The 11903-nt window shown below is 71.1% G+C and carries 9 protein-coding genes and 1 pseudogene; 1 reads left to right on the top strand and 9 read right to left on the bottom strand.

Annotated features, from left to right (window positions below):
- The 9 genes and pseudogenes from VGD85_RS00395 to uvrA form a co-directional block, all read right to left on the bottom strand.
- Positions 1-107 (bottom strand): annotated as a pseudogene (locus VGD85_RS00395) (triose-phosphate isomerase); the annotation flags it as partial.
- A 90-nt stretch (positions 108-197) separates the two neighbouring features.
- Positions 198-1397 carry a phosphoglycerate kinase gene (locus VGD85_RS00390; RefSeq protein ID WP_331061465.1) on the bottom strand — a complete coding sequence of 400 codons (1200 nt, stop codon included), beginning with the start codon at positions 1395-1397 and terminating at the stop codon, positions 198-200.
- Positions 1398-1399: 2 nt separating this feature from the next.
- Positions 1400-2395 carry a type I glyceraldehyde-3-phosphate dehydrogenase gene (gap, locus tag VGD85_RS00385; RefSeq protein ID WP_331061464.1) on the bottom strand — a complete coding sequence of 332 codons (996 nt, stop codon included), beginning with the start codon at positions 2393-2395 and terminating at the stop codon, positions 1400-1402.
- A 170-nt stretch (positions 2396-2565) separates the two neighbouring features.
- The gene (gene whiA / locus VGD85_RS00380) at positions 2566-3552 is read right to left on the bottom strand and encodes a DNA-binding protein WhiA (protein ID WP_331061463.1); all 987 of its coding nucleotides are present in this window, start codon (positions 3550-3552) and stop codon (positions 2566-2568) included.
- A gap of 22 nt (positions 3553-3574) precedes the next feature.
- A complete protein-coding gene (locus VGD85_RS00375) occupies positions 3575-4570 on the bottom strand; it encodes a uridine diphosphate-N-acetylglucosamine-binding protein YvcK (protein WP_331061466.1) in 996 nt (331 codons plus the stop codon).
- 8 nt (positions 4571-4578) lie between these two features.
- Entirely contained in the window at positions 4579-5463 is an 885-nt protein-coding gene (rapZ, locus tag VGD85_RS00370) for an RNase adapter RapZ (protein ID WP_331061462.1), read from the bottom strand.
- Between the two features lie 2 nt (positions 5464-5465).
- Complete coding sequence (uvrC, locus tag VGD85_RS00365; RefSeq protein WP_331061461.1) at positions 5466-7481, bottom strand: excinuclease ABC subunit UvrC; 2016 nt, start codon at positions 7479-7481, stop codon at positions 5466-5468.
- A gap of 47 nt (positions 7482-7528) precedes the next feature.
- Positions 7529-7942: a Rieske (2Fe-2S) protein gene (locus VGD85_RS00360; RefSeq protein WP_331061460.1), complete on the bottom strand. Its 414-nt coding sequence runs from the start codon at positions 7940-7942 to the stop codon at positions 7529-7531.
- A gap of 101 nt (positions 7943-8043) precedes the next feature.
- A complete protein-coding gene (uvrA, locus tag VGD85_RS00355) occupies positions 8044-11070 on the bottom strand; it encodes an excinuclease ABC subunit UvrA (protein ID WP_331061459.1) in 3027 nt (1008 codons plus the stop codon).
- 143 nt (positions 11071-11213) lie between these two features.
- Between uvrA and VGD85_RS00350 the strand changes: the two genes are divergently transcribed.
- Positions 11214-11903 (top strand): maleylpyruvate isomerase family mycothiol-dependent enzyme (locus VGD85_RS00350; protein WP_331061458.1); only part of this gene is annotated, 690 nt, incomplete at its 3' end.

Raw genomic sequence — 11903 nt, 5'->3', positions numbered from 1 at the left:
TTGTCCGACAGCGTCCAGGCGAGCTTCTGGACCAGCACCACCGCCTCCTGGTGGTTCAGGTTCATCTTCCAGTTGCCCGCCATCAGCGGGGTGCGAGTGTTGGCCATGACGTCCTCAGGGTGTCGAGAGTGCGAGTAGGGGTCCGGGCCGTCCGCGTGGACCCCGGTCGGGGTCCCCGAGGACGCTGTGCCCGGTGGTCAGTCCTCCAGGACCTTGATGCCCGGCAGCTCCTTGCCCTCGAGGTACTCGAGGCTGGCGCCGCCGCCGGTCGAGATGTGTCCGAAGCCGCCCTGGTCGAAGCCGAGCTTGCGCACGGCCGCTGCGGAGTCGCCGCCGCCGACGACCGAGAGGCCGTCGACCTTGGTGAGTGCCTCGGCGACCGCACGGGTGCCGCCGGCGAACGCATCGGTCTCGAAGACGCCCATCGGGCCGTTCCAGAAGACCGTGCGGGCATCGGAGAGCGCCGCGGCGAACGCCGCCGCCGACTCCGGGCCGATGTCGAGGCCGAGGGCGTCGGCCGGGATCTCCGAGGCGGGTACGACGCGGGGCTCCGGCGTCCGCTCGGCCGAGGGGAACGCGGTGTCGACCACGATGTCGGTCGGCAGCAGGATCTGTACCCCGGTCTGCTCGGCGCGCTCCAGGTAGGACCGGCAGGTGTCGAGCTGGTCCTCCTCGAGGAGGCTCTTGCCGACCTCGTGGCCCTGGGCCTTGAGGAACGTGAACACCATGCCGCCGCCGATGAGCAGCTTGTCGGCCTTGCCGAGCAGGTTGTCGATGACGCCGAGCTTGTCGGAGACCTTCGACCCGCCGAGGACCACGACGTAGGGCCGCTCCGGGTCGGCGGTGAGCCGACGCAGCACGTCGGTCTCCTTGGCGACCAGGGCACCCATGGCGTGCGGGAGCCGCTGGGCGACGTCGTAGACCGAGGCCTGCTTGCGGTGGACCACGCCGAAGCCGTCGGAGACGAAGGCGTCGGCGAGCGACGCGAGCTGGTCGGCGAACGCCCCCCGCTCGGCCTCGTCCTTGCTGGTCTCCCCCGCGTTGAACCGGACGTTCTCCAGCACGGCGACCTGCCCGTCCTGGAGGTCCCCGACCGTGGCCTGGGCGCTCTCCCCGACGGTGTCGGTGGCGAACGCGACCTCCTGGCCCAGCAGCTCGCCGAGCCGGGCGACGACCGGCCGCAGCGAGTACCGGTCCTCGGGCGCCCCCTTGGGGCGCCCGAGGTGGGCGGTCACGATCACCCGGGCGCCAGCGTCGGCCAGCGCCTTGATGGTCGGCACGCTGGCGCGGATCCGGCCGTCGTCGGTGATGGTCGTCCCGTCGAGCGGGACGTTGAGGTCGGACCGGACAAGAACGCGCTTGCCGGCGACCTCACCGAGTCCGTCGTAGTTGCCCACGATCAGAGCGAGGCGGCGACGTAGTCGATCAGGTCGACGAGGCGGTTGGAGTAGCCCCACTCGTTGTCGTACCAGCCGACGACCTTGACCTGGTTCCCGATGACCTTGGTCAGCGGCGCGTCGAAGATGCAGGACGCCGGGTCGGTCGTGATGTCGGTGGAGACGATCGGGTCCTCGCTGTACTTGAGGAACTTGCCGTCGGCGGCGGCCTTCACGATCGCGTTGACCTCCTCGACGGTGGTCTCGCGACCGGCCTCGAAGGTGAGGTCGGTGGCGGAGCCGGTCGGGGTGGGGACGCGCAGCGCGTAGCCGTCGAGCTTGCCCTTGAGCTCCGGCATGACCAGGCCGATCGCCTTGGCGGCACCGGTCGAGGTCGGGACGATGTTCAGGGCGGCGGCGCGAGCGCGGCGCAGGTCTCGGTGCGGGCCGTCGAGCAGGTTCTGGTCACCGGTGTAGGCATGGATGGTTGTCATCAGGCCCTTGACGATGCCGAGCTCGTCGTGGAGCGCCTTGGCCATCGGGGCCAGGCAGTTGGTGGTGCACGAGGCGTTGGAGATGATCGTGTGCGCGGCCGGGTCGTAGTCGCCCTCGTTGACGCCCATGACGATCGTGACGTCCTCGTTCTTCGCCGGGGCGGAGATGATGACCTTCTTCGCGCCGCCGTCGATGTGCGCCTTGGCCTTGGTCGCGTCGGTGAACAGGCCGGTCGACTCGATGACGATGTCGACGCCGAGGTCGCCCCACGGCAGGGCCGCCGGGTCGCGCTCCTCGAAGACCTTGAAGGTGTGGCCGGCCGCGGAGATCTCGGTCTCGGTCGAGGTCACGTCTCCCTCGAGGCGACCCAGGATCGAGTCGTACTTGAGGAGCGTCGCCAGGGTCTTGTTGTCCGTCAGGTCGTTGACGGCCACGATCTCGATGTCGGCGCCGGAGGCCACGACGGCCCGGAAGAAGTTGCGGCCGATCCGGCCGAACCCGTTGATACCTACTCGAACGGTCACTGCGGAGCTCCTCGTGTCGCGCTAGCTGGTGGGTGCGGCCGGGATGTCCGGCCGTCCGTGGTCGACCCTATCCGTCGGATCGCTATGACCAACCTCTCGTCCCGGGGTACGTCCAGGTAACGAGCGAAGGTCCTGCGACCTCGGGACCTTAGGTCTTCATAGAGCCTAAGTTACCCCTCGTCGGCAAGCATCTCCGGCGTGAGCGACGCCTCGGTGTCCGGGATCCCGAGCTCCTCGGCACGCTTGTCGGCCATCGCCAGGAGGCGCCTGATCCGGCCCGCGATCGCGTCCTTGGTGAGCACCGGGTCGTGGAGCTGTCCGAGCTCCTCGAGCGATGCCTGCTTGTGCTCGAGCCGGAGCTCACCGGCCATCTTGAGGTGGTCGGGGACGTCGTCGCCGAGGATCTCCATCGCCCGGTCGACCCGCGCGCCCGCGGCCACCGCGGCACGGGCCGAGCGGCGCAGGTTGGCGTCGTCGAAGTTCGCGAGCCGGTTGGCGGTCGCCCGCACCTCCCGGCGCATCCGGCGCTCCTCCCAAGCCATCAGCGACTCGTGGGCCCCGAGCCGGGTCAGCAGTTGGCCGATCGCGTCGCCGTCGCGGATCACGACCCGGTCGACGCCGCGGACCTCGCGCGCCTTGGCGTGGATGCCGAGCCGGCGGGCCACGCCGACCAGGGCGAGGGCCGCCTCGGGCCCGGGGCAGGTCACCTCGAGCGCGGAGGACCGGCCCGGCTCGGTGAGCGAGCCGTGGGCGAGGAACGCGCCGCGCCAGGCCGCGACCGCGTCACAGCCGCCACCGGACACCACGGCCGGGGGCAACCCGCGCACCGGGCGCCCCCGCTGGTCGAGCAGGCCCGTCTGGCGGGCCAGCGCCTCGCCGTCCTTGACGACGCGGACGATGTAGCGGCTGCCCTTGCGGATGCCGTTGCCCTGCACCATCACGACGTCGGACTGGTGGCCGTAGACCTCGGCGACGTTCGTGCGCAGACGCCTCGCAGCGGCGCCGGTGTCGAACTCGGCCTCGACCACGATCCGGCCGCTGACGATGTGCAGGCCACCCGCGAACCGGAGCATCGAGGCCACCTCGGCCTTGCGGCAGCACGTCTTCGTCACCGCGGTGCTGGCCAGCTCCGCCTTCACCTGTGCCGTCATCGCCATGGCGCCGATCCTTTCACGCCCGTCAACGACGTGTGCCGCTCCCGTCGAGATCACGGGTCTCGAGGATGCGGGCGTACGACGCCGCCAACCGGGCCGGGTCGTGCCGCGGCGAGCCGTCGGCGCACGCGACGTCGGCGATCACCAGCTGCGCGCCGGTGGCCTGGACGACCTCGAGGAGGTCGTCGAGCCCGGCGCCGACGCTGCGGGAGTCGGCGAGGACGGTGTGGATCCGCAGATCGGGGGCGTGCTCGGCGAGCACGGCGAGGTGGTCGGCGGGCTCGAACCCCGGGGTCTCCCCCGCCTGCTCGTCGAGGTTGAGGGTCACCACCACCCGGGCGTCGCTGGTCACGATCGCGTCGTGGAGGGCCGGCACCAGGAGGTGTGGGATCACCGAGGTGAACCACGAGCCGGGACCGAGGACCAGCCAGTCGGCCGCGTGCACGGCCGCGATGGCCTCCGGGCAGGGCTCCGGGTCGGGCGGGTCGAGGGCGATCGAGGAGATCACGCCCTCCGTCGTGGCGACCTCGACCTGGCCCCGCACGCTCGTCAGGCCGGCGGGGTTCTCCGGCAGACCGCGGACCTCGGCGGTGATGTCGAGCGGAGTGAGGGCCATCGGGAGCACCCGGCCGGAGGTGCCCAGGAGCCGGCCGACCCAGTCGAGCGCGGCGACGGGGTCGCCGAGCTGCTCCCAGAGTCCGACGATCAGGAGGTTGCCGATCACGTGGCCGCGCATGTCGCCGTGTCCGGCGAAGCGGTGCTGGAGCACGCGCGCCCAGGTGTCGCCCCACTGGTTGTCACCGCAGAGCGCGGCCAGCGCCATCCGCAGGTCGCCGGGCGGCAGTACGCCGAACTCCGAGCGCAGCCGGCCGGACGAACCGCCGTTGTCGGCCACCGTGACGACGGCGGTGAGATCGTCGACGACCAGGTCGTCGACCAGGAGCCTCAGCGCCTGCAGGGACGCCGCGAGGCCGTGACCACCCCCGAAGGCCACCACGGACTGGGCCCGGTCGTGCCCCATCGCCGTGCTCACTCGCGTCCGAGGTCCCGGTGCGTCGCCCTGGTCTCGTACCCGGCCTCGCGCAGCCGCCGGGCGATCTCCTCGGTCATCGCGACGCTGCGGTGCTTGCCGCCGGTGCACCCGATCGCGACCGTCATGAACCGCTTGCCTTCGCGCAGGTAGCCCTCCGCGACTCCCTCGAGCACAGGCACGTAGGCGTCGATGAACTCGGCCGCTCCGGACTGCGCCATCACGTAGTCGGCGACCGCCCGGTCGCGTCCGGTGCGAGGCCGCAGCTCCGGGATCCAGTGCGGGTTGGGCAGGAACCGCATGTCCGCGACGAAGTCCGCGTCGACGGGAATGCCGTACTTGAAGCCGAAGCTGACCACGGTGACCCGCAGGCGCACGGTGTCGGGGCTGCCGAACGCCTCGGCGATCCGGTCGGTGAGCTGGTGGACGTTCAGCCCCGTGGTGTCGATCACGAGATCGGCCTCGCTGCGCAGGTCGGCGAGCACCTCCCGCTCGCGCACCAGCCCGTCGATCAGGCGGCCACCCGCCTGCAGCGGGTGCGGACGCCGGGCCGCCTCCTGGCGCCGGACGAGGACGTCGTCGGTGGCTTCCAGGAAGACCAGCGTGGCGTGCCGTCCCGTCGCGCCCTGGGCGAGGTTGGCCTGGAGGGACTGGAAGAACGATCCCGAGCGCACGTCGACGACGACAGCGATGGGCTGCTGGGTGCCGCGGCTCTCGTCGACGAGCCGGACCACCTCGCGCAGCAGACTCGGCGGCATGTTGTCGACGACGTAGTAGCCGAGGTCCTCCAGCTCCTTGGCGGCGGTGCTCCGACCCGCACCCGTCATCCCGGTGACCACCACCAGCTCCCCCGGCGCTGCGGCGGTGGACCTGTCGCTCGACACGGCTAACCCTCCTCGATCTCGCCGGTGGCGGTGTTGACGCTCACCACCGCGGGTCCAGTCTTGCTGCTGCTGCGGGCCACCGCATCCTTGATCGCACCAGCGGTCCGGGGCCCGATGCCCGGCACCTGCGCGATCTCCTCGACGGAGGCCTCGCGCAGCCGCTTCAGGGACCCGAAGTGCTTGAGCAGCGTCTTGCGGCGCACCTCGCCGAGGCCAGGGACGTCGTCGAGGAGGCTCTCGACCATCGACTTGGAGCGGCGGGACCGGTGGTGGGTGATCGCGAACCGGTGGGCCTCGTCGCGGACCCGCTGGAGGAGGTACAGCCCCTCACTGCTGCGGGCCAGGATCACCGGGTCCTCCTGCTCGGGGAGCCAGACCTCCTCCAGCCGTTTGGCCAGGCCGCAGACCGGGATGTCGACGATGCCCAGGTCGGCGAGCGCCCGTTGCGCGGCGGCCACCTGCGGGGCGCCACCATCGACGACGACCAGGCCGGGGGCGTAGGCGAACTTGCGGGGCCGGCCGGTCTCCGGGTCGACCAGCATGGGGCCCGCCCCCGAATCCTGTTGGGCGCCGGTCACCTCGGTGCTGGACGCCTGCTCGTCGAGCAGCCGCCGGAACCGCCGGGTGATCACCTCGTGCATGGCGCGGACGTCGTCGGAGCCGTCCTGGCCGCGGATCACGAACCGGCGGTACTCGGACTTGCGCGCCAGGCCGTCCTCGAACACGACCATCGACGCGACGATCTCCGAACCCTGGAGGTGGGAGATGTCGTAGCACTCGATACGCAGCGGGACCTCGTCGAGCCCGAGCGCGTCCTGGATCTCCTCCAGAGCACGGTTGCGGGTGGTCAGGTCGCTGGCACGCTTGGTCTTGTGGAGGGCCAGCGCCTGGCCCGCGTTCTGGGCGACGGTCTCCTGGAGCGCCCGCTTGTCGCCGCGCTGCGGGACCCGGATGGCGACGCGGGAGCCGCGCAGGTCGCTGAGGAGCTGCTCGTACGTCGCGACGTCGGGCGGCAGCGCCGGCACCAGGATCTCCCGCGGGATCTCGTCCGGGCCGGCGCCGGCGTACAGCTGCAGGATGAAGTCGTCGACCAGCTCGGCCGTGCCGCCCTCGTCGACGCGATCGGCCACCCAGCCCCGCTGGCCCCGGATCCGGCCGCCGCGGACGTAGAAGATCTGCACGGCGACCTCGAGCGGGTCCTCGGCGAGCGCGATCACGTCGGCATCCGTGCCGTCGCCGAGCACCACGGCCTGCTTCTCGAGTGCCTTGGTGAGGGCGCCGAGGTCGTCGCGCAGCCGCGCGGCCTTCTCGAAGTCGAGCGCATCGCTCGCGGCGTACATCTCCTTCTCGATGCGGCGCACGAACGCCGTGGTCTGGCCAGCCATGAAGTCGCAGAAGTCGTCGACGATCGCGCGGTGCTGCTCCGCGGTGACGTTGCCGACACACGGCGCCGCGCACTTGTCGATGTAGCCCAGCAGGCACGGCCGGCCGATCTGGGCGGACCGCTTGAACACCCCGTTGCTGCACGAGCGCATCGGGAACACCCGGAGCAGCAGGTCGACGGTCTCGCGGATCGCCCACGCGTGGCTGTAGGGCCCGAAGTAGCGGGTCCCCTTGCGCTTGGCGCCGCGACCGACCATCACCCGCGGGAACTCCTCGCCGACCGTGACCGCGAGCCACGGGTAGGACTTGTCGTCGCGGTACTTCACGTTGAACCGCGGGTCGAACTCCTTGATCCAGGAGTACTCCAGCTGCAGCGCCTCGACCTCGGTCTTCACCACGGTCCACTCGACGCTGGCGGCGGTCGTCACCATCGTGGCGGTGCGCGGGTGCAGGTGGGCGACGTCTTGGAAGTACGACGACAGCCGCGCGCGGAGGTTCTTCGCCTTGCCGACGTAGACCACTCGGCCGCGGCCGTCGCGGAACCGGTAGACACCCGGCTGGGTCGGGATCGACCCGGGCTCGGGACGGTAGGACTGCGGGCCTCGGGAGGGGCGGGCAGGTCGAGCGGGAGGCACGCGGCAACCCTACGGGCCGCCACCGACCACCCGGCCTGTCACAGCCTCTACGCGGTGGTGATCTGGCCGCCCTGGACGGTGACCGCGACCGTCGGGAGCGGTTCCGTGGCCGGGCCGTTGGACACCGAGCCGTCCTCGATCGAGAACTTGCTGCCGTGGCAGGTGCAGTTGATCGTGCCGTTCTGCACCGCGGCGACCGGGCACCCGGCGTGCGTGCAGATCGACGAGAACGCCTTGAAGTCGCCCTTCGCCGGCTGGGTCACCACGACCTTCTGGTCGGGATAGATCGTGCCGCCACCGACGGGCACGTCCGCGGCCGGCCCGAGCTCCTCACCGGCCGGCGGCTTCGGCGCCGAACCGCCCCCGTCGGAGCCGCCGCCGCACGCCGCGAGCAACGGCACGCCCATGCCCAGCGCGGCGGCTCCGGTCAGGGTCGTGCGACGGCTGATGCCTGGGGTCACGGGGTCGTCCTCTCGCCAGCAGGAAGTCGAATCTGCACCGTAGAACGACAGGCGGAGCGGATTCGTTCACCGCGAGGTGAGGATCCCAGGCCCGGTCCGCCTCAGCTCGCCCGGGTCCGGGCGGTCGTCTTCTTGGCCGCGGCTTTCTTGGTCGTGGTCTTCTTCGCTGCGGCCTTCTTGGTCGTGGTCCTCTTGGTCGCCGCCTTGGTGGTGGCCGCCTTCGTGGCAGCGTTCGTGGCCGGCTGCCGGGCCTCGCGGCCCTCCAACAACGGCGCGAGGAACTGGCCGGTGTAGCTCGCCGGATTGGCCGCGACCGCCTCGGGCGTGCCCTCGGCGACGACCGTGCCGCCCCGCGAACCACCCTCGGGGCCCATGTCGACCAGCCAGTCGGCGGTCTTGATCACGTCGAGGTTGTGCTCGATGACCAGCACGGTGTTGCCCTGGTCGACGAGCCGGCCGAGCACCAGCAACAGCTTGCGGATGTCCTCGAAGTGCAGGCCCGTCGTGGGCTCGTCGAGGACGTAGACGGTGCGTCCGGTGGAGCGCTTCTGCAGCTCCGAGGACAGCTTGACCCGCTGCGCCTCGCCGCCCGAGAGCGTGGTCGCGGGCTGCCCCAGTCGCACGTAGCCCAGGCCCACCTCGACCAGCGTCTTCATGTGCCGGGCGATCGCGGGGACGGCCGCGAAGAACTCCGCGGCCTCCTCGATCGGCATGTCGAGGACCTCGGCGATCGTCTTGCCCTTGTAGTGCACCTCGAGCGTCTCGCGGTTGTAGCGCGCGCCGTGGCACACCTCGCACGGCACGTAGACGTCGGGCAGGAAGTTCATCTCGATCTTGATCGTGCCGTCGCCGGCGCAGGCCTCGCAGCGGCCGCCCTTGACGTTGAACGAGAACCGGCCCTGCAGGTAGCCGCGCATCTTCGCCTCGGGCGTGGACGCGAACAGCTTGCGGATGTGGTCGAAGACGCCGGTGTACGTCGCCGGGTTGGACCGCGGCGTGCGGCCGATCGGCGACTGGTCGACGTGGATGACCTTGTCGACGTGCTCGAGACCGGTGATCTTCTGGTGCCGGCCGGGCACCGCACGGGCGTTGTAGATCTGCTTGGCCAGCGAGGTGTAGAGGATGTCGTTGACGAGCGTCGACTTGCCCGAGCCGGACACGCCGGTGACCGCCACGAACAGGCCGAGCGGGAACGAGACGTCGACGTTCTGGAGATTGTGCTCGCGAGCGCCGTGGACGGTGAGCTCACGACCGGTCGTGCGCGGCCGGCGCACCTCCGGCACCGGGATCTCCCGGCGACCGGAGAGGTACTGGCCGGTCATCGAGTCCGGGTGGCGCAGCAGGCCCTCGACGTCACCGCTGTGGACGACCTGGCCGCCGTGCTCCCCGGCCCCGGGGCCGATGTCGACGACCCAGTCGGCCACCCGGATCGTGTCCTCGTCGTGCTCGACGACGATCAGGGTGTTGCCGAGGTCCTTGAGCCGGACCAGGGTCTCGATCAGCCGGTGGTTGTCGCGCTGGTGCAGTCCGATCGACGGCTCGTCGAGCACGTAGAGCACCCCGACGAGGCCGGCGCCGATCTGGGTCGCCAGCCGGATCCGCTGGGCCTCGCCGCCCGACAGTGATCCGGAGGGGCGGTCCAGCGACAGGTAGTCGAGCCCCACGTCGAGCAGGAAGTTGAGCCGCTCCTGGATCTCCTTGAGCACCCGCTCGCCGATCTGGCGCTCCCGGGCGGTCAGGTCGAGGTCGCGGAGGTACGCCGCGGTCTCGTTGATCGGCAGCGCGCAGACCTCGGCGATGTTCTTGCCGCCGCTCTCGCGGGACCCGCCGAGCGTCACCGCCATCGAGACGGGCTTGAGCCGGCTGCCGCCGCACGCGGGGCACGGCACCTCGCGCATGAAGCCCTCGAACCGCTCGCGGCTGGTGTCGGACTCGGCCTCGCGGTGGCGGCGCTCGACGTAGGTGCGCACGCCCTCGAACTCCGCGTAGTAGGCGCGCTGCCGGCCGTAGCGGTTGCGGGTGACGACGTGCACCTTGGTGGAGTGTCCGTCGAGGATCGACCGCTGGGCCTTGGCCGACAGGTCCTCCCACGGCGTGTTGAGGTCGAAGCCGAGCTCGTCGCCGAGCGCACCCATCAGGCGCAGGAAGTAGTCGGCGACGTGGGCCTGGCTCCAGGGCTGGATCGCGCCCTCCCCCAAGGTCGCCTGGGGGTCGGGCACGACCAGCTCCGGGTCGACCTCCATGCGGGTCCCGAGGCCGTGGCACGCCGGGCAGGCGCCGAACGGCGAGTTGAAGGAGAACGACCGCGGCTCGAGCTCGTCGGTGTCGAGGGCGTGGTCGTTGGGGCAGGACATCTTCTCGCTGAACCGCATCTCACGATGCGGGTCCTTGGCGTCGAGGTCCACGAAGTCGAGGAGCACCAGCCCGCCGGCCAGCTGCAGCGCGGTCTCGACGGAGTCCGTCAGCCTCCGCTTGGCGGACTCCTTGACGGCGAGGCGGTCGACGACGACCTCGATCGTGTGCTTCTTCTGCTTGTCGAGCTTGGGCCCCTCCGACATCAGAGTGTCGAGGCCGTGGGTCTCGCCGTCGACCCGGACCCGGGAGAAGCCCTGGGTCTGCAGCTGCTTGAACAGCTCGACGTACTCCCCCTTGCGCCCACGGATCACCGGGGCGAGCACCTGGAAGCGGCGGCCCTCCTCGAGCGTCAGCACCCGGTCGACGATCTGCTGCGGGGTCTGCCGCTCGATCGGGGCGCCGCAGGTCGGGCAGTGCGGCCGCCCGGCGCGGGCGTAGAGCAGCCGGAGGTAGTCGTAGACCTCGGTGATCGTGCCGACGGTCGAGCGAGGGTTCTTCGAGGTGGACTTCTGGTCGATCGACACCGCGGGCGAGAGTCCCTCGATGAAGTCGACGTCGGGCTTGTCCATCTGGCCGAGGAACTGGCGGGCGTACGCCGAGAGCGACTCGACGTAGCGGCGCTGTCCCTCGGCGAAGATCGTGTCGAAGGCCAGGGACGACTTGCCGGAGCCGGAGAGTCCCGTGAAGACGATCAGGGAGTCTCGGGGCAGGTCGAGGGAGACGTCCTTGAGGTTGTGCTCCCGGGCACCCCGGATGATGAGCTGGTCCGCCACTGCGTTGTCCCCTGGTCCCCTCGTCTTCGAACACGTGTTCGTCATCGTAACCGGCGCGAGCACCACATAACGAGCCCGCACGCCCGGATGTTCCCCACGATCTCACGGGGCACCGACAACGCCCGGTCCGGCAGGATGGGCCCATGGCCGATACCGAGACCACCCCGTCCGACTCGTCCGCCGCCGACCTGCTCCCCGAGGCGACCCGCCGGCTGATCCGCACCGCCGACGAGCTCGACGAGACGGCGTACGCCGGGCCGAGCCTGCTGCCCGGCTGGAGCCGGGCGCACGTGCTCGCCCATCTCGCGCTCAACGCCGAGGGACTGGCCGGCGCGCTCGCCGGCATCGTGGAGGGCCGCGCCGTCTCGATGTACGCCTCGCAGGAGGCCCGCGACGGGGACATCGAGGGCCTGGCCGGGCAGGATCCGGCGGCCATCCGCACCCGGCTCCTGGGCGCCTCGACCGACCTGACCGACGCGATGGCGGCGATCCCGCCGGACGCGTGGCAGACCACGATCGAGCGCGTCCCCGGCGGACCGGTGTTCCCCGCCTCGGCGGTCGCGGACATGCGGCTTCGGGAGGTCGAGATCCACCACGTCGACCTCGCCGCGGCCTACGACCGGGCCGACTGGCCGGCGGCGTTCGCGGCGCGCCTCGTCGACGGCGCCCTGGCCCGGCGCCGGGCGGCGCAGGACGGCGAACCGGGGTTCTCGGTGCACGCGACCGACCTCGACCGCAGCTGGGACGACGACGGCACGGGACCGGCGGTCGCTGGGACGGCGGCGGACCTCGGCTGGTGGCTGACGGGACGTGGCCGCGGCGAGGGACTGACG

This window comes from Nocardioides sp. (assembly GCF_036401255.1).
Taxonomy (GTDB): Bacteria; Actinomycetota; Actinomycetes; order Propionibacteriales; family Nocardioidaceae; genus Nocardioides.
The sequence above is the reverse complement of the archived record's forward strand: the minus strand, read 5'-3'. Positions and strand labels throughout refer to the sequence as shown.